The sequence below is a fragment of the Mycetocola saprophilus genome, from assembly GCF_000718085.1.
GTDB lineage: Bacteria > Actinomycetota > Actinomycetes > Actinomycetales > Microbacteriaceae > Mycetocola > Mycetocola saprophilus.
Window position 1 is genome coordinate 255281 of record NZ_JOEC01000002.1, and the last position, 22467, is coordinate 277747.

The 22467-nt window shown below is 66.9% G+C and carries 22 protein-coding genes; 9 read left to right on the forward strand and 13 right to left on the reverse strand.

The window, feature by feature from the left end:
- Positions 1 to 49: 49 nt before the first annotated feature.
- The gene (locus IE92_RS0107000; RefSeq protein WP_030147788.1) at positions 50 to 814 is read left to right on the forward strand and encodes a response regulator transcription factor; all 765 of its coding nucleotides are present in this window, start codon (positions 50 to 52) and stop codon (positions 812 to 814) included.
- 5 nt (positions 815 to 819) lie between these two features.
- Positions 820 to 2559, forward strand: a complete 1740-nt coding sequence (locus tag IE92_RS0107005) for a sensor histidine kinase (RefSeq protein ID WP_245601234.1) — start codon at positions 820 to 822, stop codon at positions 2557 to 2559.
- A gap of 42 nt (positions 2560 to 2601) precedes the next feature.
- On the opposite strand, the gene IE92_RS0107010 is transcribed toward IE92_RS0107005, so the two are convergent.
- A complete protein-coding gene (locus tag IE92_RS0107010) occupies positions 2602 to 4371 on the reverse strand; it encodes an ABC transporter ATP-binding protein (RefSeq protein WP_051701722.1) in 1770 nt (589 codons plus the stop codon).
- Between the two features lie 115 nt (positions 4372 to 4486).
- Between IE92_RS0107010 and IE92_RS0107015 the strand changes: the two genes are divergently transcribed.
- Both IE92_RS0107015 and IE92_RS18260 read left to right on the forward strand, forming a co-directional pair.
- Positions 4487 to 5071, forward strand: coding sequence for a DUF1349 domain-containing protein (locus tag IE92_RS0107015; RefSeq protein ID WP_030147791.1), 585 nt, complete (start codon positions 4487 to 4489; stop codon positions 5069 to 5071).
- Positions 5072 to 5195: 124 nt separating this feature from the next.
- Positions 5196 to 6056, forward strand: coding sequence for a hypothetical protein (locus tag IE92_RS18260; protein ID WP_156027450.1), 861 nt, complete (start codon positions 5196 to 5198; stop codon positions 6054 to 6056).
- Positions 6057 to 6255: 199 nt separating this feature from the next.
- Here the strand turns inward: IE92_RS18260 and IE92_RS0107020 are convergent, their stop codons facing one another.
- The 11 genes from IE92_RS0107020 to IE92_RS0107070 all read right to left on the reverse strand — a co-directional run bounded on the left by IE92_RS0107020 (position 6256) and on the right by IE92_RS0107070 (position 17202).
- Positions 6256 to 6681 carry an NUDIX hydrolase gene (locus IE92_RS0107020; RefSeq protein ID WP_030147792.1) on the reverse strand — a complete coding sequence of 142 codons (426 nt, stop codon included), beginning with the start codon at positions 6679 to 6681 and terminating at the stop codon, positions 6256 to 6258.
- Positions 6682 to 6740: 59 nt separating this feature from the next.
- A complete protein-coding gene (locus tag IE92_RS19040; protein ID WP_051701721.1) occupies positions 6741 to 7436 on the reverse strand; it encodes a FadR/GntR family transcriptional regulator in 696 nt (231 codons plus the stop codon).
- A gap of 50 nt (positions 7437 to 7486) precedes the next feature.
- Positions 7487 to 8752: a cation:dicarboxylate symporter family transporter gene (locus IE92_RS0107030; RefSeq protein WP_081864025.1), complete on the reverse strand. Its 1266-nt coding sequence runs from the start codon at positions 8750 to 8752 to the stop codon at positions 7487 to 7489.
- A gap of 248 nt (positions 8753 to 9000) precedes the next feature.
- Positions 9001 to 10104, reverse strand: coding sequence for a DNA alkylation repair protein (locus IE92_RS0107035; protein WP_030147795.1), 1104 nt, complete (start codon positions 10102 to 10104; stop codon positions 9001 to 9003).
- Positions 10105 to 10271: 167 nt separating this feature from the next.
- Positions 10272 to 10976: an NADPH-dependent F420 reductase gene (locus tag IE92_RS0107040; protein WP_030147796.1), complete on the reverse strand. Its 705-nt coding sequence runs from the start codon at positions 10974 to 10976 to the stop codon at positions 10272 to 10274.
- A gap of 144 nt (positions 10977 to 11120) precedes the next feature.
- Positions 11121 to 12449, reverse strand: a complete 1329-nt coding sequence (locus IE92_RS0107045; protein ID WP_030147797.1) for an enterochelin esterase domain-containing protein — start codon at positions 12447 to 12449, stop codon at positions 11121 to 11123.
- The gene (locus tag IE92_RS0107050; protein ID WP_030147798.1) at positions 12442 to 13242 is read right to left on the reverse strand and encodes an ABC transporter ATP-binding protein; all 801 of its coding nucleotides are present in this window, start codon (positions 13240 to 13242) and stop codon (positions 12442 to 12444) included. The genes IE92_RS0107045 and IE92_RS0107050 overlap by 8 nt, the downstream gene beginning before the upstream one ends.
- Positions 13239 to 14291, reverse strand: coding sequence for a FecCD family ABC transporter permease (locus tag IE92_RS0107055; RefSeq protein ID WP_156027451.1), 1053 nt, complete (start codon positions 14289 to 14291; stop codon positions 13239 to 13241). The genes IE92_RS0107050 and IE92_RS0107055 overlap by 4 nt, the downstream gene beginning before the upstream one ends.
- Positions 14288 to 15298 (reverse strand): FecCD family ABC transporter permease, encoded by a 1011-nt coding sequence (locus IE92_RS0107060; protein ID WP_030147800.1) that lies wholly within the window; start codon positions 15296 to 15298, stop codon positions 14288 to 14290. Before IE92_RS0107060 ends, IE92_RS0107055 begins: the two co-directional genes overlap by 4 nt.
- A complete protein-coding gene (fepB, locus tag IE92_RS0107065) occupies positions 15282 to 16310 on the reverse strand; it encodes a Fe2+-enterobactin ABC transporter substrate-binding protein (protein WP_030147801.1) in 1029 nt (342 codons plus the stop codon). The genes IE92_RS0107060 and fepB overlap by 17 nt, the downstream gene beginning before the upstream one ends.
- 40 nt (positions 16311 to 16350) lie before the next feature.
- Positions 16351 to 17202 carry a siderophore-interacting protein gene (locus IE92_RS0107070; RefSeq protein ID WP_051701719.1) on the reverse strand — a complete coding sequence of 284 codons (852 nt, stop codon included), beginning with the start codon at positions 17200 to 17202 and terminating at the stop codon, positions 16351 to 16353.
- A gap of 71 nt (positions 17203 to 17273) precedes the next feature.
- Here IE92_RS0107070 and IE92_RS17255 point away from each other — a divergent pair, with 71 nt between their 5' ends.
- A complete protein-coding gene (locus IE92_RS17255) occupies positions 17274 to 18041 on the forward strand; it encodes a helix-turn-helix transcriptional regulator (RefSeq protein WP_156027452.1) in 768 nt (255 codons plus the stop codon).
- A 163-nt stretch (positions 18042 to 18204) separates the two neighbouring features.
- Here IE92_RS17255 and IE92_RS0107080 read toward each other — a convergent pair whose 3' ends face one another.
- Positions 18205 to 18759, reverse strand: coding sequence for an NADPH-dependent FMN reductase (locus tag IE92_RS0107080; protein WP_030147804.1), 555 nt, complete (start codon positions 18757 to 18759; stop codon positions 18205 to 18207).
- A gap of 248 nt (positions 18760 to 19007) precedes the next feature.
- On the opposite strand from IE92_RS0107080, the gene IE92_RS0107085 reads away from it, so the two are divergent.
- From IE92_RS0107085 to IE92_RS0107100, 4 genes are read left to right on the forward strand one after another with little or no spacing between them, the layout of a single operon-like run.
- Entirely contained in the window at positions 19008 to 20090 is a 1083-nt protein-coding gene (locus IE92_RS0107085; protein WP_081863974.1) for an ABC transporter ATP-binding protein, read from the forward strand.
- Positions 20087 to 20773, forward strand: coding sequence for an ABC transporter permease (locus tag IE92_RS0107090; protein WP_030147806.1), 687 nt, complete (start codon positions 20087 to 20089; stop codon positions 20771 to 20773). The genes IE92_RS0107085 and IE92_RS0107090 overlap by 4 nt, the downstream gene beginning before the upstream one ends.
- A complete protein-coding gene (locus tag IE92_RS0107095; RefSeq protein WP_030147807.1) occupies positions 20766 to 21479 on the forward strand; it encodes an ABC transporter permease in 714 nt (237 codons plus the stop codon). The genes IE92_RS0107090 and IE92_RS0107095 overlap by 8 nt, the downstream gene beginning before the upstream one ends.
- A complete protein-coding gene (locus tag IE92_RS0107100; RefSeq protein WP_043321613.1) occupies positions 21476 to 22408 on the forward strand; it encodes an ABC transporter substrate-binding protein in 933 nt (310 codons plus the stop codon). Before IE92_RS0107095 ends, IE92_RS0107100 begins: the two co-directional genes overlap by 4 nt.
- Positions 22409 to 22467 lie beyond the last annotated feature (59 nt).

The following is a 22467-nucleotide window of genomic DNA, read 5'->3' on the forward strand; positions in this document are numbered from 1 at the left end:
ATCCACGCTGCGCATAGGTTTCTCATAGGTTTGCGCGGATACTGGAGGAATGAGCGATAGCAGCAGCTTTAGACCCGCCGTGCCCCTGAGCGCGATGACCCGTGCCGATGGCGGGGCCCTGCGCATCCTCGTGGTGGATGATGAGCCCTCCCTGACCGATCTGCTGCGCATGGCGCTGCGGTATGAGGGCTGGGAGGTGGAGACCGCCGGGGACGGCGCGACCGCGCTGGCCACCGCCCGCAAGTTCAATCCCGACCTGGTCATCCTGGACATCATGCTCCCCGACCTCGACGGCCTGAGCATCCTTGGCCGCCTGCGTGCCCGTGACGCCGACCTGCCCGTCCTCTTCCTCACCGCCAAGGACGCCCTCGACGATCGCATCGCCGGGCTCACCGCGGGCGGCGACGATTACGTCACCAAGCCCTTCAGCCTCGAGGAACTCGTCGCGCGCATTCGCGGTCTGCTGCGCCGCGCGGCCCTGGTCACCCCCGAGCAGGTCGGCCCGCTGGTGCAGGTGGGCGACCTGATCCTCAACGAGGACTCCCACGAGGTGGAGCGCGGCGGCGTGCCCATCGACCTCACCGCGACCGAGTTTGAGCTGCTGCGCTACCTGATGCGTAATCCGCGCCGACTGCTCTCCAAGATGCAGATCCTCGACCGCGTCTGGAACTACGAGTTCGACGGTCGCACCAGCATCGTGGAGCTCTACATCTCCTATCTGCGTCGCAAGATCGACGCGGGGCGCGAGCCCATGATCCACACCTCCCGGGGCGTGGGCTACATGATCAAACCGGCGCGGATCGCCGGCGAGTGAGCGACATGGCCACCGCGGATCTCACGGACATTCCGCCGCGTCCACCCCTGCCCGCCGCCACTAAAAAGCGGCGGGTGTTGACGCTGCGCCAGCGGATCCTGCTGATCGTGATCGCCGGCATCGCGCTGGCCTCGACCCTGATCGGCGGGGCCGCGGTCTTGACCGTGGGCAACCTGCTGGAAAACCGGGTGGATGAGCAGTTGCAGCACCTGGTGCAGCGGCCCGACCGCAATCCGGGGGTCGCCGACCCACAAAACCAGTCGTTCCTCGGCGACCCGGGCACCGGCCCCGGCGCGCTCGGCGTGCTCGTGGTGGACGGCGTGGCCGTGCGCTCGGCCGCGCTCAGCGCCGACGCGGTCCCCGAACCCCTGGACGATGCTCAAAACCGCGCGATCCTGGCTGCCCTGGGCAAAAACGAACCGGTCACCGTGAACATTCCGAGCCTCGGCAACTACCGCATCCTGGCTCGGGACGTGCAGGTTTTGGTCTCTCAGACCACCCTGCGCCCGGGCGTGAGCGTGGTGGGGCTGCCGATGGCCGCGACCGAGCTGACCCTCTCCCAGCTGACCCGCGCGATCCTGGCCCTGGCCGGTGCCGTGCTGCTGCTGACGGTGGGGGCCGCCTACCTGGTGATCCGGTTGGCGCTGCGTCCGCTGGACCGGGTGGCCGCCACGGCCGCCGAGGTGTCCAGGCTGTCGCTCGGGACCCCGATGGACGAGGAATCCGAGGGCACCCCCGCCCCGCCGGGACGTCGCCTGCCCGGGCTGCGTCCGTGGAGCACGCCCGGTTCCGCCGGAACCGCGGACGCCGAGTCCCCGACGCAGGTCGGGACCTATTCCAGCGAGATCGACCTGCCCGCCCGCGCGCAGGCCTCCGAATCCGCCCGTCGTGCCGCGCAGGCCGAGGACCGGACCGAGGCGGCGCTACGGGTGCGGGTGCCCGAAAAGGACGCCGACGAGCGCACCGAGGTGGGTCGCGTGGGTGCCTCACTCAACCGGATGCTCGGGCACGTGGAGGAGTCGCTGCGGGTGCGCCGCGCCGGCGAGGTGAAGCTGCGGAGGTTCGTCTCGGATGCCAGTCACGAGCTGCGCACCCCGCTGGCCTCGATCCGCGGCTACTCCGAGCTGGCCCGCCGCATCGGTGGCGACCTGCCCGAAGACATCGCGTATTCGCTCGAGCGGATCGGGTCCGAGTCGATCCGGATGACCGGCATCGTCGAGGACCTGCTGCTGCTCGCCCGCCTGGACGAGGGGCGCGAGCTGACCCAGCGCCCGGTGGACCTCACCGACATCGTGTTCCATGCGGTCAACGATGCACGTGCGGCCGGTCCCGAACATCCGCTGGACTTCGAGGGTCCCGACGCCCCGATTCGAGTGCTGGGGGATGCGCCGCGGATTCAGCAGGTCATCGTCAATCTGCTGGCCAACGCCCGCGTGCACACCCCGGCCGGTACCCACATCGGTGCCCGGCTCGCGGTGGTGGACGGTGAGGCGGTCATCGAGGTGCGCGACGATGGCCCCGGGGTTTCCGAGAAGGTCCGCGACCACGTGTTTGAACGCTTCGTGCGCGGGGACGAGTCCCGTACTCGCACGGCCGGCACCAGCGGCACCTCGGGTCTCGGGTTGTCGATCGTCGCCGCGGTGGTGCAGGCCCACGGGGGTCGCGTTGCGCTGGACTCCGAACCCGGGAACACGGTCTTCACGATCACGCTGCCGCTGCTCGAGGAAGACGCCGCACGCCCGTAACCCCGGATTGAGGTTACGGGCGTTCGCCCCGAACTTCCGAGGCTAGCCGTTTTGCGCCTTGTGCAGGCGGGCGTAGTGTCCACCGAGCTTGAGCAGCTGCTCGTGGCTGCCGATCTCGACGATCTTGCCGCGGGCCAGCACCACGATCCGGTCGGCCGAGCGGATGGTGGACAGACGGTGGGCGACGATCAGGGTGGTCCGATCGCGCAGCAGCGTGTCCAGCGCGTCCTTGATGTGGGATTCGGATTCGGAGTCCAGCGCCGAGGTCGCCTCATCGAGGAAGAGGATCCGCGGATCCCGCACCAGCGCCCGGGCGATCGCCAGGCGCTGCCGCTGACCGCCGGACAGGCTCGCCCCGCGCTCACCGACAACCGTGTCCCACCCCTGGGGTAGGTTCTCGATGATGTCCATCGCGTGGGCATCGGTCAGCGCCTTAAGCACGCGCTCATCGGTGACGTTTTCCAGGCCGTAGGTGATGTTGTCGCGCACGGTCCCGTCAAAGAGCACCGACTCCTGTGGCACCACCGACACGAACCGGCGCACCTCGCGCAGGTCGAGGGTTTCCAGGTCGCGTCCATCCAGCAGGATGCGTCCGCTGGTGGGGCGCAGGAAGCCCAGCACGAGGTTCAGCATCGTGGATTTTCCCGAGCCCGAGGGGCCCACAAACGCGATGGTTTCGCCGGGCTTCACCGTCAGGTTGACGCCGTCGATGGCGACTCGGGGATCCCCGGGGAAGCGGAAGCGAATGTCCTCGAAGCGCAGCTCGCCCTCGACATCGGTGATGTGGGACTTGCCGTCGTTCTCCTCAACATCGGGATCCTGCAGCACTTCGCCCACCGAGCGGATCGACTCCAGCCCGCGGGTGAACACGGGCACCAGGCTCAGCAGGGTTACGATGCCGCCGGTGAGGATCGTGAAGTAGGTGCTCAGCAGCACCACCTGACCCGGGGTGATCGGCAGCAGCCCGGTGAGGGAGGCAGCGGCCGCGGCCACCAGGCAGAAGACGCCGAGCAGCTGGTAGGCAACCCAGGACATCGCGCCGAACCGACCGTTGAGCACGTCGAGGTTGATGCCCGCGCTGCGCACCTCCTCGGTGCGGTGGGAGACGCGTTCCACGGCGACCTTTTCCAGGCCGTGGGCGCGGGTGATCGGGATCAGCGTGGCCATCTCGCCCACCCCCTTGGAAAACTGCTCAACCTGGCGGCGGAAGTCCTCGTTGCGGTGGCGTGAGCGGGCGCGCACGTAGCGCATCAGGAGCACGGCGATCGGCACGGTCAGCGCGAACACCAGCACAAACGCCGGCACCTGGATCGCGGTCATGATGATCGCACCGGTCAGCGCGGCCACCGCCGAGAGGGCGGCGGGGAAGGCCTGCTGCATCATCAGCTCGACGTTTTCCACGTCGCGGACCACCTTGGTCTGGATGACCGCGGCGCTCGCTCGGGAGTGGTAGCCGATCGAGAGGGACTGGAGGTGCTCGGTCAGGGTGTTGCGCAGATCGGCGGCGATCCGGCGGGTGACCGTACTAAAGAGGCGGGTGAAGGCCATATGCAGTGGATAGTTCTGCAAAAGCAGCACAACGGCGAGACCCGCGGCAATCGCCAGTTCGGTGAGGGAGCGGCGATCAACCACGATGTCGATCACCCGCGCGGTAATCACCGGCATCAGCCACAGCGGGCTGTCCTTGACGATGAAGGCGAGCGCGGCCAGCAGCAGCTTGCCACGGTGCGGGCGCAGCAGGCCGAGGAACGCGCGGCCGGGATTGTGTCCGAGCGGCGGCAGCGGGATGGGGGAGGTGTGGGGTGCGTTCACGAGGTTCCGGTTTATGGGTCGATGGTCGATTCACGAGAGTACTCGCTTTTGCCCGGGTCGGCGATAGCCTACTGGGAGCGACCAATCCTCGGATCGCGCGAGTAAAGGAGCCTCGATGACCGACCGCCTGATCCCCTGGAGCGCCGGAACCTGGACCACCGCGCCGGTGTCCGCCACCGAAACCAACGCGGGTCTTATCGTGGAGGCGGTGGAGGGCAGCGATGCCTGGCGGCACACCTCCTACGGGTTTGTGCACGATACCGAGCACGCGCTGATCGCGCCGTTTGCGGTGGGTCGCGCGGTCGAGGTGTCCTTCAGCGCCGAGTTCTCCGAACAGTTTGATCAGGCGGGCGTATTCCTGCGGGCTGCCGAGGACACCTGGATTAAGGCGGGCGTCGAGTTCGCCGACGGTGCACTCCAGCTCGGCGCGGTCGTGACCCACGTCAACTCCGACTGGTCGGTGGCACCGGTCCCCGAGTGGAACGCCCGCGTCATCACGATCCGGGTGAGCCGCGACGAGACCTCGGTTACCGTGCGCGCCCGAGTGGATGCCGAACCGTGGCGTCTGGTGCGTGTGGCACCGCTCGCGGGCTCACTCGCCGTGTCCGCGGGTCCGCTGATCTGCGCGCCGACCCGCGCCGGTTTCTCGGCGACCTTCCTCGGCTGGACCGAAACCGCCGCGGACGCCGAGCTGCACTAGGTGGGCGTGAGAGTAGCCGAATGACGGGCGTTGTGCTTTATGGACGCCTTGTCCGCGATGGTTGTGAAGCCATCGGGCCCTAACTAGTGTGCGTTTACAACGACACTTCCTTGGGGGGGGGGAAATGAAACGCAAAATAGTATCAATCGGAGCTCTCGTAACGGCGCTGATCGTAGGTACAAGCTCAGCAGCATTGGCTGCGCCTCAAACAGATAAAAGCGCGCTAATCGATCGGGCATTGGAGGTCGTCGGTGAGCCGACGTTGGCTTCAGAGGTCGCGATTTCGGGTATATCAATCCAAAACGATGTTGGAGTGCTGCAGACTGCTCGGGGTGCGATTCGTGTAGCGCCCAAGAACAAGAACGGTTCAGAGATTCGGCTTCGGAGTGATGGGCTACAAGTGTTATCAGTGCTCAATGAAGGCGAGACCTCCGCTACGTTCGGAATCAGTTTGCCTTTCGGGTCCACGCTCCGACAGCAGGGACGCCAGATTGAAGCTGTCACGGAAGTTGACGGGGCCGTAATCGCGTTTGCCGCCTTCGACGCACCGTGGGCGGTTGACGCCCGTGGTGAATTGGTCCCAACGACCTACTCGATTGAATCAGGAAATGTCGTGCAGCGAATCGAGTCTAGGAATGCAACATACCCGGTTGTGGTAGATCCCAAAGTATCGGCTCAGGTAGTCGGGCCTGGCGGCCCGGGGGTGTTTTTGAGTTTGAAAGGCATCGAGATCATCGGATTTGGTGGCCTTGCATATTCGATTTTGGCCGTGGGCCCGGCAGCGGCCTGTACCTTGGCGAAGATCCCGCAAGCTCTAACCGCGATTGTGCGGCTGCTTTGCACGTTTGTGGCACCGGCCACCGTATATGACGTATTCGCAAGGCTACAAGAGGGAACAAAGAATGTTGCGCCGAACGCCTGCTACCGTGCCCGTATTTTCCCGAACGCAGACAACTATTCCAAAGTAGCGAGTTCATTTTGCTAGCCCGGGTCTGGACCGCAAGTACGATCATCATCCAGATAGCGCTCATGGCCTGTTTGGGGTGGTCCTGGCAGGTTGGAGTTATCGTCGGGTTACTGAGCTTTAGCATCTTGACGGTGAGCGAGCTTGGTCTCAGCCGCCGGAGACAAAGGAATCCGAGCGCATACGTGAAAAGGGAGCGATGACATGCCTTGAGCGGATTTTACACGTCAGTTCCGCGCGCCTCCAGCGCCGCCACGGCCTGCACCGTTGCCACGGTGAGCGGGCTCGGCAGGGCGTCGAGGGGGAACCAGTCTAGGCCGTCGTGCTTCTCGGGCTCGACCAGGTGCGGGGTACCGGTGAAGGTGGGGGCCAGGTGGACCGGGGCGATCCAGTGGGTGCCCGCTTCGGCGTCGATCTGATCCACCACACACAGCAGCGTGGTGTCGCCGAGGGTGATATCCAACTCTTCGGCAATCTCGCGGGCAATCGCCGCGGGAACGGTTTCGCCCGGGTCAACCTTGCCGCCGGGTAGACCCCAGTGGCCTGCCTCGGGTTCGCGCCTGCGGCGGATCAGCAGCAGCTTGTCATCCCGAAGAATCGCGGCACCGCAACCCACTCGGGGTTCGGACTGGACTGGCTGGGTCATGACAAACCTCCGGCAGGTCGGTGAGGGGGGGGTGGCGCGGCACGAGTGGGTGGTTCACGCTAGCCGCGGGCCGCGAGCGCGGACACCTCGCACAGGTGCCGGTCCATCGCGATTCGGGCGGCCTCCGGAGAGCGACTGCGGACGGCGGCGAGAATTTCCCGATGGCCCTCCATCGAGATGCGGCGGGCGGCGGGATCGCCGTGTGACCCCGAACGGATCGGATGGGTCCAGGTGGTCAGGAGTGCGGAGACCGCACCGATCAGGGGATTTCCGGTGCCCCGGGCGAGTGCCGTATGAAACGACTCGTCCAGGCGGATAGACTCCTCCACGGTGAGCGTTTCGGGGTCACCGCTCACCCAGCGTTCCAGATCGTCGAGGTCCGCGGGGTTCATCCGTGATGCGGCTAATTCGGCGATCCGAGTTTCCAGGATCATCCGCAGTTCATCGGCGTTTCGATGGTCGTCACTGGCCGCCAAGACCGCACCGAGCAGATCGGCCTCGTGATCGCGTCCGCTGGTGACCCGGGTGCCACTGCCGTGCCGGCGTTCAACCAGCCGGCGGGCTTCCAGCTGGCCCAGGCACTCCCGCAGCAGGGGGCGAGACACCCCCAGATGCGAGGCCAAATCGCGCTCGCTGGGGAGTCTTTCGCCCGGCTCCAGGGCCCCGGTGAGGATCAGGTTTTGCAGGTGTACCAGTATCTCGGTGCCCGAGGGCACGCCATCGCCCGGCAGCGGCGGTATGCGATCGATCGACATGGGGTCTCCCGGGGTGGGGTGGGCGAGTGCCCACCCCACCATTATCGACGCTAGCTGGCGGTGAGTGGTGCGGGTTCGGTGGATTCCGTGCCGCCGAGCGCCCGGCGGAGCTGGGTGCGATCCAGCTGGCCCTCCCAGGCGGCGATGACGAACGTGGCAACGCAGTTGCCCAGTAGGTTCACGGTGACCCGCATCGAATCCATGATCCGGTCCGCCCCGAGCAGCAGGGCCACACCGGCCACCGGGAAGATCCCCAGGGCCGCGGCGGTGGCCGAGAGCGCGAGAAAGGAGGAACCGGGAACCCCGGCCATGCCCTTTGATGTGAGCAGCAACACCCCGAGTGCGGCGATTTGCTGGCCCAGATCCAGCTGTACCCCGAACGCCTGAGCCAGGAAGAGCAGGGAGATGGAAAGGTAGATGGCCGCCCCATCCAGGTTGAATGAGTAGCCCGTGGGCATCACCAGACCGGTGACCGCGCGTGAGCAGCCGGCCTCGGTGAGTTTGGTCATCATTCGGGGCAGCACCGATTCGGTGGAGGCGGTGCCCAGGGCCAGGCCGAACTCGGCGCGGGTGTATTTCAGGAAGCTCCAGAGTGACACCCGGGCGACCAGCCAGAGGACAACCGACAGCAGCCCGATAAAGACCAGGGCCGCGGCATAGCAGGCGACGATCAGCTTGGCATAGGTGCCCAGGGTCGCGACACCGTACTGGCCGATCACAAACGCCATCGCGCCGAAGGCCCCGATGGGAGCGAGCTTCATCACCCAGCCCATGATCGTGTAGATGATGGTGAGGAAGGCGTCGAAGAAGTTCATCACCGGGGCCACCTTTTCGCGACCGATCACGATCACCGCGCTGCCCACAAACACCGCAAAAACCAGCACCTGAAGCAGCGCGTTCTGGGCGAAGGCATCAACCACGCTGGCCGGAATGATGCCCAGCACAAAGGTTGCGGCATCGGGGGCCTTGGCCCCGCCCGTCTTGGCGTCCACCGCGGCTTCTGACAGTGTTCCGGGGTCGATGTTGAGCCCGGCGCCCGGTGCCATCAGGTTACCCACAACCAGGCCGAAGATGAGTGCGAAGGTGGATGCTACGAGGAAGTAGGCGAGGGCTTTGACTCCCACCCGGCCGACCGCTTTCACGTCGCCCATATGGGCGATACCGGTGACGATGACCAGGAAGATCAGCGGGGCAATGATCATCTTGATCAGGCGGATGAACCCGTCTCCGAGCGGCTTGAGCTGGGTGCCGAGGTCGGGGAAGAGCACGCCGATCGTTATTCCGAGAATGATCGCGATGATCAACTGGAAGAACATCGAGCGGTATAGCGGGGTTCGGCGTCGGGGGCGCGGGGTGGAGGTGAAGCTCGTGAGGCCATCGGCGTGAGTGGTCAAGCGGGATCACAATCGTTAGACGATGCGGGCATCGGAGTGGTCAAAAGTGGTATGACCAATTCAGTCCGATGATTGTTTCCAAACTTGCCCCGGCAGGTTTCGGGCACGTGAAACTTCGCTGGGCGCACCGGTGTCTCCCCACCATGAGACCAGTGGTGGCAACCGAGAAGCTAGTCGGCGTCCAGCTCGAAGACCGCCTGCTCGAAGGCGACGCCGTTGACCTGGAGCGCCACGGCGTGCGCGCCCGGGTGATAGCGCCGAGTCGTGATCGGCCTGAACGAGTGCTCCTTGGCAACCCGGATGCGCTCGCCGGGGGCCAGCGTGCGGGTCACCAGTTTGAAGGTCTTGGGGGCCAGGGTTCCGTTGGCCTTCTGGAAGTGGATCACATAGTCGATCGCCAACTTGGTGGCGCTCGATCCGGTGTTGGTCACGGTCGCCGAGAAGCCGATCGTTCCGCCCGCGGGCACCCGCTCGGTGGAGAGTTCCAGCGCGCTCACCTCGGCCGCCGCGGGGGCGAAGCCCAGCTGGGCGAGCGCTTCCGGATTGCCCTTTTTGATCAGCGTGCGCAGCGCATGTTTGACCAGCCAGGCGGTGTTTTCATCGGGATCGGCGAGCCAGGCGGCCGTGGTCTCGGTCACCAGGTCGGGGCGGTGCCGGGCAATATCGTTGAGGTGATTGGCCACCGAGCGGCGCACATACTCGCTGGGATCGCGGTAGAGCGCGTGCAGGATCGGCAGGGTCGATTCGGGCTCGGCGATGATCTGCGGCACCCGCACACCCCACGGCAGGTACGCGCGGGTTCCCTCGGAGGCGAGGCGGCGCACATGCTCATCCGGATGGGCTGTCCAGGTCTGGATGATGCCCAGCGCCCGGTGCAGGTCGTGCCGCAGCAGCCCGCGGATCCCCCACTCGGCGGTGAGGCCCGGGGTCAGCGCCGCCTGAAGCGCGAGCGCTTCGGGCAGGTGGGTATCGGGATCGCTGGCCAGGGCGCGCGAGGTCACGGCCTCGGTGAGCGGCCAGACTCCCCAGCCGCTCGGCGGGGTCGGGGCCTCGGTCGCCACGTGAACCAGGCGCGACAGCACCGCGAAGTCGCCGGGCACATCGGCCAGGATCGCATCTCGAATCAGGTCGGTGCGCTCGCGCAGGCTGAGCGGGCTCAGGACATCCGCATCGATCGCACCGAGCGCGGGGGAGTGCTCCAGCCCGGCCTCTCGCAGCGAGGTTTCCAGCGCGCGCAGCGCCGGGTGGCCGAGGAGTTCATCGGCAAAGGGCATGGGATCTCCCGGGGGTGAGGTGTTCGCTCAGCCTAGCCGGGGCGTGTGACAGTGCACCGGGCCGGTGCCGATCCCGGACACGGCGCAACCCCGCTTGTGGCATTCCCGCGGGCAGGCGGGAAAAGGCCCCTCCCGGGGTCTCGCGACTTCGGGAGGGGCGTGCGCGGTTAGACGGTGCGGGCGCCGGTGTCCACGCGGGTCGCCGCGGCGATCGTCTCGCGCAGGGATTCGGCCGAGACCGGACGCGAGTCCTCGCCGCCGGCATCGGTGGTGTCGGGATCGAAGTAGGGGGTCGTGTAGGCGATGGTGTCGGTTTCCACCCGCCAGGTTTCGGCCAGTGGGGTGACCGGGACCGCATCCCAGCCCAGGGTGTCCAGCAGCGCGGTGGCCTGGGCGAGAGCGTCGGGATCATCGGATCCCAGTGGAAGAGCCGAGCGATCCGCGGCCCCGGCCGGACGTGCAAGCTGGGGCAGGTGACGGGCGGCGATGTTGTTGAAACCCTTCACATAGCGGCTGCCGACGAGGTGTGCCGAGAGCAGCTCGCTCACGGTGGTCTGATTGGAGTCGAGCTCGGGGATACGGCCGTCGCGCGAGGGGTAGTAGTTGCTGGTGTCGATCACAACCTTGCCCGCGAGGATCTCGGCCGGGAACTCCCGGGTCGCGACCAGTGGAATGGTGAGCACCACGATGTCCTGCGCGGCCGCCTCGGCCACGGTCCCGGCCGAGATCTGGTCGCCGAGTTCGGCCACCTTGTCCGTGAGGGATTCCGGGCCGCGCGAGTTTGCCAGCACGGTCTGGACGCCCGCGCGCTGCGCGAGGGTCGCGACCGCGGTGCCGATGTGTCCGCTGCCGATAATGCCGAGTGTGGTCATGAGGATCCTTCCGACGTGCGCCCGTGGCGCGTGATCCGGGCGCGCTTGCGGAGCCGGTTGTGGAGGAGAATAACGACCGCGGACCGTGTCGGATTCCCGGATGACCGATTATGACCGGGCGGCGGATCTCTCGGCGGACCGACATCACACTCCCGAAGGGTACAGCGCCTCCTCCAACGCCGTGAACAGCCCGTGCGACCACCAGGCGAAATCGTGGCCGCCGCGCACCTCCCGGTAGCTCACCGGATACCCCGCGGCACGCGCCCGGTCGCGCAGTAGGCGGCCCTGCGGGACCAGGATCCCCTCCTCGGAGCCCAGCTGCATGATCAGCCGGCCGGTCTGGGGCCCGGGTCTCCGGCTCGCCAGGCGCTCGCTGACGTCACCGGGATCCTCGGCGTGCGGGCTGGGTTCGGTGTTCGCGCGGAAGTGGAAGGATCCCGACTGGACGATTCCGGTGTGCGCGATATCCGGGTGCTCTAGCACCAGCGCCCCCGCGGCCAGGCCGCCGTAGCTCTGCCCGGCCACGATGATCCTCGCCGGATCAAGCTCCTGCCCCAGCGCCTCGGCCACCGCGGGCAGTATCTCGACCCGCAGGATCGCGGCGATCCGCTCGGGGTGGGGGAGATCGCTCTGCCGATCCTCGGGGGAGATCGCCGAGACCATCGCCACCGCGAGACCCGGTGCGCCAAACCGGTCGAGGGCGTCGGGGAGATTCAGGGCGTCCCAGCGATCCCCATCAAAGAGGACCAGCAGCCGGGTGACCGCCTCGGGCGGGGTGTAGAGAAAGACCGTGCGCGCGGGGGAGAGGTGCGGCTCGGTACGCAGGGTGCGGCGCTCGCCGCGGTGGCGCGCGGGAAGTGCCGGGTCCCAGGCGTCGTGTGCGGCAAAGCCGGGCATCACGAGCATCGAGGAGGTTTCGCCCAGCGGATGCGGCAGTGTGCGCGGATTACGTGGATCGGGTACCCCGCGCTCATGGATCCGCTTCCAACCGGGGCGAGTGGCCCCCACATCGCGCGGAATATGGGTGTCGGTGACAAACCGGTACCCGGCCAGGATGTCCTCGGGCAGCAGGTAGCTGATGTGGCGAATGCGGGTCCCGGGGATGCGCTTCAGCAGTGCCGGAGTGATGTCGTGACGATGCGCATCGGTGAGCGAGTTGATGTGCACCATGACCTCGGGCTGATCCCCCTCCCAGAGGAAGGTGACCTCGCGCAGCGCGGTGCCCTCCACGACCCGAGCCTCCCCGAGCACCGGAGAGATGGACACCTCGTCCCAAAAGTCCTCCTCGGTTGCCCGGGTCGACGGGGCCGTCACCGAGGAGGCAGCCATCGCGGAAACCGGCACCGCTCGGTCGGTTGCCGGGGGCATCGCCACCCCGCTCAGCCGCCGCTGCCACCCGGCAAGCCAGGCGGGCGCGGCCGGGAGTGGGGCTCCACTCGGCGCGGTTGGGGTGGGGGTAAGTTCGTTATCCACGGGCGGGAAGCTCCTTCTCGGTGGGGACAATCAGCGGGCGTCCGGTGACCGGATCGGGAATCACCAGCGCATCCACGTTGAAGACGCTGCGCACAATCTCCGAGGTCACCACCTCCTCGGGACTGCCGGTGGCGATCACCCGGCCCTCGTTCAGCGCGATCACGTGATCGGCATAGCGGGCGGCCTGGTTGAGGTCGTGCAGCACGGCAACCAGGGTTTTGCCCTCGTTTTGGACGAGGGAGCGGCACAGGCGCAGGGTGTCCAGCTGGTGGGAGAGATCAAGGTAGGTGGTGGGCTCATCCAGCAGCACGAGCGGGGTCTGCTGGGCGAGTACCATCGCCAGCCAGACGCGCTGACGCTGTCCGCCGGAGAGCTCATCCACGTTGCGCTGGGCGAGGTGGGTAACCCCGGTGGCCTCCATCGCGTAGCGAGTGGCCTCGCGATCATCCTCGCTCCAGCGGCGCAGCAGGCCCTGATGGGCGAAGCGTCCGCGGGAGATCAGGTCGAGCACCGAGATGCCGTGCGGGGCGACCGATCCCTGCGGGAGCAGACCCAGCCGGCGGGCGACCGTGCGGGTGTCCAGTGCGTGGATGTCCGCACCGTCCAGCAGGACCTGGCCCGCCCGCGGCCGGGTGAGCCGGGAGAGCGCGCTGAGCAGGGTGGATTTACCGCAGGCGTTGGGGCCGATGATCACCGTGAAGCGACCATCGGGGATGTCTACGCTGAGGTTTTCGGCCACCACGGTGGTGTCATAGCCGAGGGTCACGCCTCGGGCCTGGAGGGGAATGGTCATGGTGTCTTTCGGAGGAGGAGCCAGAGCAGGTAGAAGCCGCCGAGTACGCCGGTCATCAGTCCCACCGGGAGCTTGGCGGCAATCGGCAGAACCTGGCCGAGCAGGTCGGCGGCCAGCAGCAGGGTCGCGCCGAGGCACGCCGATGCCGCCAGCGGCACGTGGGAGACCCGCACCAGGCGGCGGGCGAGGTGTGGGGCGGCGAGGGCAACAAAGCCGATCGGTCCGGTCGCCGCGGTAGCCAGGCCCACCAGGGCAACCCCGGCCCCCATCGTGAGCAGCCGCACCCGCTCGGTTTTGACGCCGAGCTGGCGGGCGAGCCCCTCGTCAAATTCCAGCGCGTTGAGGTGCCGGGCCCCGAGGATCAGCGCGGGCAGCAGCAGGACCAGCGCGATCCCCACGGTGGCCACGTTGTCCCATCCCCGCAGGTTGAGCGTGCCGGTGAGCCACATCTGCGCGCCGATGGCGATATCCGCGTGCCCGCGGGTCAGCAGAATCACGGTGACCGCCTGAAGCAGCGCGCCCACCCCAATACCCACCAGGATCAGGCGCTGACCGTCGGTCTCGCCGTTCTTGCGGGCGAGCACGTAGACGGCGATCGCGGTGACCAGCCCGCCGGCAATCGAGGCGAGGCCCACGGCCACCACCCCGGCCCCGGCGAGCATGATCGCCGCGACCGCGCCGGTGGCGGCCCCCGAGGTGAATCCGATCAGGTCGGGAGAACCCAGCGCGTTCCGGGAGAGCGACTGGAACACCGCACCGGAGATCGCCAGACACGCGCCGGTGAACAGGCCGGTGAGGACCCGGGGCATCCGAATCTCCCAGACGATCGAGGTCGCGGCGGAATCGCCCTGCCCGATCAGGATCGTCCACAGCTCCCCGGGGGAGAGTTCCAGCTTGCCCTGGCTGAGCGAGGCACACCCCACGGCCAGCGCGATTACGATCAGCACCGCGCAGCTGATCACCGTGCGCGGATGCCAGCGCAGGCTGATCCGCCCGTGGTTCAGGGTCAGCGCTCGAAATCCCGGGGCCAGGGTGTCTTGCGGGGTCACAGCTGCACCAGCTTCCGGCGGCGCACGATAAAGATAAACACGGGGGCTCCGATCAGGGCCATGACGATCGCGGCCTGCAGCTCGCTGGGCCAGAGGATCAGGCGGCCGAGGATATCGGCGGCCAGCAGGAGGTCGGCGGAGAGGATCATCGAGGTGGGTAGCAGCCAGCGATGATCCGGACCCACCAGGGTGCGGGCGAGCATCGGGGCGGCGAGGCCCACAAAGCTGATCGGCCCGGCCAGCGCGGTGGCCCCACCGGCGAGCATCACGATGCAGATGCCGGTGAGCAGGGTGATTCGCCGAGGCGATGCCCCCACCGCGCGGCTGAGGTCCTGTCCAAGGGCGGCCGCATTGAGTGAGCGCCCCAGCAGCAGGGCGAGGATCAGGCCTGCGGCGATGGCGAGTCCCGGGGCGAGGATCGCATCCCACGGACGGCCCTGCAGCGAGCCGGCATCCCACGCCCGAAACGAGGTGAACGCCGTGGGCACGTTGAGCAGCAGCGCCGAGGTGTAGGCCCCGAGGATCGCTCCGGTCGCCGCCCCGGCAAGCACCAGCCGCACCGGATTACTCGGGGTGCGCAGGGCCCCGCCGAGGGTGAACACCAGGACCGAGGCGGCGGCCGCGCCGGCGAAGGCCAGCAGGATGCTGCCGAAGCCGGAGACCGCCGGGAAAAACACCAACCCGGTCACCACTCCGGCGGCGGCCCCGGCGTTGATCCCGAGCAGTCCGGGCTCGGCCAGCGGATTGCGGGTCAGTGCCTGCATCGCCGCCCCGGCCACCCCGAGGGCGCAGCCGGCCAGGATCCCGATGACCGTGCGTGGGAAGCGCAGGTGGGCGAGGATCACATGGTCGTTGTTCTTGGGGTCAAAGTTGGTGAGCGCTCGCCACAGCGTCCCGAACTCGATCACGTGAGAACCGGTGGCGAAGCTGAGGATCACCAGGATGATCAGCAGTACTCCGCCACCGGTCAGAACCCACGTGAGGTTTCGTTTACGCTCGGAAGGCATTGACGAGGGTGTTTGCAACTTCCAGCGCACTGTAATAGTCGATGCGGAAGGAGTTCAGACCCAGCGGGACCACGGTGCCGCCGTTCAGCGCGGGGATGTTGGCAAAGGCCGGGGCCGACACCAGCTTCTCCCTGGTGGCGTCATCGGCGCTCACCAGCAGCACGGTCGGGGCGGTCAGCGAGACCACCGCGTTCTCGGCGGAGAGGAACTGGAAGTCCTTGCGATCCGAGGCGGCGGGCTTGTCGCCGGGGAACTCGGGGTTGGTGATGGGCAGACCCAGTTCGGTCAGCAGCGCGTTGTGCGGTCCGGTGGTCAGGGCAAACGCGGTGTCCTCCTGGGCGCCGTTGAAGACAACTGCCTGCACGTTCCCGGCCGGTGCGGCGATCTTGGCCTTGGCCTCGGCGATCTTGCCCGAGAAGTCGCTGATGGTCTCGTCCACCTTCTTCTCCAGACCCAGCGCCGGGCCGAGCTGCTTGGCGATGTCCTCCCAGCTCTGCGTGCTGTAGTTCAGCGCGATGGTCGGGGCAATCTTGCTCAGCTGCTCATAGGCATCCTTGGTGCTGTCGGCACCGGTCATCGAGATGACGATCAGGTCGGGCTTGGCCGCGGTGACCGATTCCAGGTCCAGTTCCAGGTTGGGGTAGAGCACGTCCACACCCCGCTTGCTGGCCACCTCGCCCCACTGGTCGAAGAACCCGTTCTTGTCCAGGCCGTTACCGGGGGTTCCGGCGGCGGAGGCGGCGATCGGGGCGTCGATCGCGAGCAGGGTTCCGGTGAGGGTCAGCGAGGTGGAGACAACCTTCTTGGGCTGCGCGGGAATGGTGGTTTTACCGAGTTCGTGGGTGATGGTGCGGGGCCAGACTCCCGAGTCCGCACTGTCCGATGCGGTGGTGGCCTCGCCGGTGGATCCGCTTGCCGGGGCGCAGGCCGCCAGCGAGGCGGTCAGCCCGAGGGCCAGTGCCAGGGCACCGAGGGTCTTGAGCAGCCGCGAAGGGCGCACGGATGTGGTCATGGGGTCTCCAAATCGTTGGGGTATTGCGGGGAAAGTGGTGTTAGTTCTGGGGATCGTCGGCGTCCAGGGGCGCATGGTGATCAAGATCGGCGATCCCGCGTTTCCAGTAGCCGGACACATCGATCTGATCGCGGTGCAGGCCGCGCTCGCCGAGGAGGTGCCGGCGCAGCGGGATCAGGGCGCTCGCCTCCCCGGCCACCCAGACAAAGCTCGCCGAGAGGTCGCACGAGCTTGCGGTAATCGCGGCGGCAAGGCTCTCCCCGGCACCGCGATCCAGCCAGGTGACCGTGGTGTTTTCCCGATGCGGCAGCTCGATTCGCGCGGCGGGGCTTTCCACCTCGGCAAAAACCGTGAGGTGGGCGCAGGCCGGGGCCTCCTCGATCCAGCGGGCCAGGGCGGGCAGGGCCGTCTCGTCGGCCCCGATGAGATAGTGCTGATAGTTTTCGGGGAAGAGCTCGGAACCGCGTGGCCCGAGCACGCCCACGGTGTCGCCGATGGTGGCCTGGGCCACCCAGGCCCCCACCGGACCGTGCGGGTGTTCGACGCCCCACAGCACCAGCTCGGCCGGGGTCTGGGTGGTGGCCGGATGGAACGCGCGCACCGTGTAGTCGCGGGAGCTCCAGGCCCCACCGTTCAGGGGTGCGGCGATGCGTCCATCCACAATCCGCGGAACCGACAGCACTCCGGTCTGCGCATCGGGCACGATCAGCTTGACGTGTTCGGCCATGCCACCGCGCACCGAGACCAGCGGTGCGGCCTCGAAGTCGCCGTGCAGACGCAGCTCGATCAGCGAGGCCGAGAGACGACGGATCGCGTGCACGGTCAGCGTGCGGGCATGGAGCGGGTGCCTGACCCGGGTGGTGCCCGGATGGACACGGTGCTGCTGGGCCAAAACCCACCTCTTTCGGGGACTAAAATTCCGGTGAGCTTTTAGGTTAGGCGAACCTATGTTTTAATATTTTGGTGGGATGGACATCGGGACTTCGAGTTTTGGACACCGCGGGTACGGCCCCGGTCGAGACGGCCGCCGCCGCGCCGAATTCCTGGGGGTACGCGCATGAGAGCCACGAGCTCACCTGGGTGATCAGCGGCGGCGCGACCCTGATTCTGGATGGAGCTCGCTTTCGGGTGGATCCCGAGCGGGCGCTGTGGATACCGGCCGGGCTCGCGCACGAGGTGCGTCCGGATCCCGGCTCGCTGCTGCTGCCGCTGTATATCCAGGTCGCCGAGTTTGGGACCGCCAAGTCCCGGGTACGGGCGATTTCGCGTACGCCGGAGATCGAGGAGGTGGGCCGCGTGCTGTTGCAGCCCGGGCTCACCACCGCGAGTGAGCGGGCCGCGAAGATCACCCAGCTGCGGCGCTGCGTGTGCACCGAGGTGCCCGCCGCCGGGCCGCGCTATCCGGCCGATCCGCGAGCCCTGGGGGTGGCTCGCTCGCTGGCCGCGTTCCCCGCTTCGCCGCTCAGCATGGAGCAGTGGGCGCAGCGCGCGATGGTCTCGGCGCGCACCCTTCAGCGCCACTTTGTGGAGGAGACCGGCTTCACCTTTGGGCAGTGGCGAACCCACATGCGCATGGCCGCGGCGAGTGATCTGCTGCGCGCCGGACACGCGGTCTCCTACGTGGCGGTCCAGGTGGGATATACCAATCCGCCGGCGTTCACCACCGCGTTTGGGCGCGAGTTCGGGATGCCGCCCAGCGCGCTGCATCCCGAGACCGTCGCCGCACGCTAAAGAGGTGGACTGCCGCCGCCGCGAGGCGCTGTCGACGGGTCTGCTCACGGCCGTGGGCGCGGCAGTGGGTGTGATTGTGGGCGCGAAAAAGCCCGGGCACAAGCCGTGCCCGGGCTTTTAGCACCGATATTCGGGTTCGGTAGGTGTCGCTAGGGGAAGAAAACTACTTGGCGACGTGCGCGGCGACGAAGGCTGCGTAGCCCTCGAGCCATGCCTTCAGGAAGGCTGCGGTTCCCTCGTTGGTGACCTCACCGGACTCGGTGATCAGGCCCTCGGTGAACTGCAGGTAGACCTCGGGCTGGTTGAACAGCGCGGCGTCGGAGAAGTTCAGGATGCCCTTGAGGTGCTGCTGGGCAACGGCGGTGCCCACGGCGCCGATCGAGGCACCCACCACGGCGGAGGGCTTGCCCAGGGAGTTCTGGCCCCAGGGGCGGCTGGCCCAGTCGATGGCGTTCTTCAGCGCGCCGGGAATGGAGCGGTTGTACTCGGGGGTTACGTACAGCAGAGCGTCGGAAGCGTTGATCGCGTCCTTGAGGGCGACGGCCTCGGCGGGGTAAGCGCCATCCAGGTCGTGGTTGTACAGCGGCAGGTCCTTGATCTCGATCTCGTGGAATTCGAGGTTCGCCGGGGCGAGGGCCTTCAGTGCAAGGGCGAGCTTGCGGTTGATGGAGTTGGCGGACAGGCTGCCAACGATGTAGCCGATGCGATAGGTGGTCATGATGACCCTTTCTTATTCCGAATACTTTGCACGGTGCTCCGTGAAGTCCATTCATATGAAACTAAACCGGATGGGGTTCCATTCCCACATTCCAAACTTTTTCAAAAAATTCTGAGATCCGCGTCAATCCGCGGATAGATCGGCTCCGAATAGATGACAAAACGGGAACAATTCACACAATGTCGGAGGGCAGTGTCTACGCTAGGTACTCACAACCGCACGCATAACGTGCGAGATGGGGATGATCTGTGATCGAGTTTGACGGAATTTCGAAACGCTTCCCGGATGGCACCCTCGCGGTGGACAACTTCTCGCTGCGCCTGCCCTCACGCGAAATCACCGTGTTTGTGGGATCCTCGGGGAGCGGCAAAACCACCCTGTTGCGGATGATCAACCGCATGGTGGAACCCACCTCGGGTCGCATCCTGATCGACGATGAGGACGTCGCCAGCCTCAACCCGGTGACCCTGCGCCGCCGGATCGGCTACGTGATGCAGAACTCGGGCCTGCTGCCGCACCGCACGGTGCTGCAGAACATCGCGACCGTGCCGCTGCTCAATCGTGTGCCCAAGGCCGAGGCCGTGGCGCGCGCCCATGAGCTGATGGAAACCGTGGGGCTGGATTCGGCACTGGCCAAGCGCTACCCGGCCGAACTCTCGGGCGGCCAGCAGCAGCGCGTGGGGGTGGCCCGCGGGCTCGCCGTGAACCCGAACATCCTGCTGATGGATGAGCCCTTCGGCGCGGTGGACCCGATCGTGCGCCGCGAGCTGCAGGAGGAGCTGCTGCGCATCCAGCGCGAGCTGGCCAAGACCATCGTGTTTGTGACCCACGATATTGACGAGGCATTCCTGCTCGGCGACCACGTGACTATCCTCTCCCGGGGTGGACACGTGGCCCAGCACGGCAGCCCGGATGAGATTCTCTCCAACCCGGCCAGCGAGTTCGTGGCCGACTTCATCGGTGCCGACCGCGGCCGCCGCGCGCTGACCCTGCGCCAAAGCGAGGGCCGCACCCTCGTCGTGGACGGGACCGGCCGCATTGCCGGTGTCCTCGGCGCCGAAACCGCGACCGGCCCGGTCTCGGTCGGTGCCGGCGGACGCGATGAGCACCTGGGCGAGATCACGCTCGGCACCGAGGCGGCAGATCTGCCGGGCCTGGATACGCCGGGGGAGCTTGGCTCGTCCTCTGAGGCTCCGGGGGTGGATACCACTTCGCCGAATTCGGGGGAGCTTGGCTCCGAGAACGAGGCCCCGGAGGTGGATACCACTTCGCCGAATTCGGGGGAGCTTGGCTCCGAGAACGAGGCCCCGGAGGTGGATACCACTCGATGAGTTGGCTCTTCGAGAACCTCTCCGATGTGTGGGCCCTGGTGCTCACACACGTGGCGCTGAGCGTGCCGCCGATCCTGCTGGGGCTGATCATCTCGGTCCCGCTGGGCTGGGTCGCGCACCGCTATCGCTGGGGTCGCGGCACCCTGCTGACCATTGCCGGGCTGCTCTATACGATCCCGTCGCTGGCGCTGATCATCGCGATGCCCACGATCCTCGGCACCCAGATCCTCGACCCGATCAACCTGATCGCCGCGCTGACCCTGTACGCGGTCGCGCTGCTCGTGCGCACCGCCGCCGACGCGTTCGACCAGGTTTCGCCGCAGGTGCTGGATGCCGCGACCGCGCTGGGCTACGGCCCGTGGCGGCGCTTCTGGCAGGTCCAGTTGCCACTGGCCGGACCGATCATCATCGCCGGGACCCGCGTGGTTTCCAGCAGCACGGTGAGCCTGGTCACGCTGGGCGCACTGGTGGGAATGAGCGGGCTGGGCTACCTGTTTACCGATGGTACCCAGCGTTCGTTTCCGTTTGAGATCGGCGTGGGCATCGTGGGTACGGTCCTGATCGCGCTGATCTTCGACCTGATCATCGTGCTGATCGGCAAGGCCCTGCTGCCCTGGTCGCGCACGCGCCGGGTGCGCAACAAGACCAATGCGGAGACCCTGGAGGTGACCACGAATGCTTGATGGCCTGAACTGGTTGCTGGATCCCGCACACTGGACCGGCTCGCGCGGGATTCCCACGCGCCTGCTGGAGCACCTGGCAATCACCGGGATGACCCTGCTGATCGCCGGGGTGATCGCGCTGGCCGCCGGCCTGGCGATCGGTCACACCCGTCGCGGCCGCGGACTCGTGGTGGGCCTGAGCGGCGCGCTGCGCGCGATGCCGACCCTGGGTTTGCTGGTGTTTATCGCCGTGCAGTTCGGCTTCGGGGTGCGCCTGGCGATCATCCCCACGCTGATCGTGCTGGTGGTGTTGGCCATTCCGCCGATCCTCGCCGGGGCGTATGCCGGGGTTGAGTCAGTGGATCCGGCCACCGTGGATGCCTCGCGAGCGCTGGGCCTGACCGAGTGGCAGATCCTCTGGCGGGTGGAGTTCCCGCTGGCGCTGCCGCTGATCGTGGGTGGGCTGCGTTCGGCGATGCTGCAGGTGGTCGCGACCGCCACGGTCGCCGCCTATATATCCCTCGGCGGCCTGGGGCGCTTCCTATTTGATGCGCTTCCGCTGCGGGACTATCCGCAGATGCTCGCCGGCGCGCTCCTGGTGGCCGCGCTGGCCCTGATTCTTGACCTTCTATTCCTGCTTGTGGGTAAGGCGGTGCTCCCCACGGGGGTGCGCGCGGCCCGCGGCAACCGACGCAGTAAAACCCCTACCGAGAGGACAGCAGCATGAATATTCGTGGAGCAAAACGGGGACTGACCCTGGCCATGGCCGCCGGCGCGATCTTTGCCCTCAGCGCCTGTGCCAGCGGCGACCCGCTGAGCGGTGGCGGCAGCAGCGCCGCCGGAGACACCATCGCTATCGGTTCGGCGGCCTTCGCCGAGAACGAGATCATCGCGCAGATCTACGCACAGGCGCTCGAAGCCAAGGACATCAAGGTCGACTTCAAGGGCCAGATCGGCCAGCGCGACGTCTACCTCAAGGCCCTGGAAGACGGATCCCTCGACATTGTGCCCGAGTACTCGGGTAACCTGCTGCAGGCATTCGACAAGGACTCCAAGGCGTCGACCTCCGAGGAGGTCGAGAAGGAGCTGGGCACCGCGCTGACCAACGGTCTTGCGGTCCTCAAGGCCTCGCCGGCGGAGAATAAGGACTCCTATAACGTCACCAAGGAGTTCAGCGAGCAGAACAACGTGAAGAGCCTCGCGGACCTCGCGGGCCTCGATCGCGACCTGACCGTGGGTGGTAACCCCGAGCTGGAGCAGCGTCCCTACGGTCCTCCCGGACTGGAGTCGATCTACGGTCTGAGCGCCGCCAAGATCAAGTTTGTGCCGCTGAGCGACTCGGGCGGGCCGCTGACCGTGGGTGCGCTGAAGGATGGCACCGTGGACCTCGCGGACATCTTCTCGACCACCCCGGCGATCAAGGAGAACGGCTTCGTGACCCTTGAGGATCCGAAGAACATGATTCTGCCGCAGAACGTCATCCCGCTGGTGAGCAAGAAGGCCAACACGGACAAGGTTGCCGAGGTGCTCAACAAGGTTTCGGCCGAGCTGACCACCGACGACCTGATCGAGCTCAACGGTAAGAACCAGGGAGCCGAGAAGGCCAGCCCCAAGCAGCTGGCCACCGATTGGCTCAAGGAAAAGAAGCTGATCTAGTTTCACCCGCTCAAACAGACTGCCCGCCCGGATCGTGATCCGGGCGGGCAGTCTGTTTT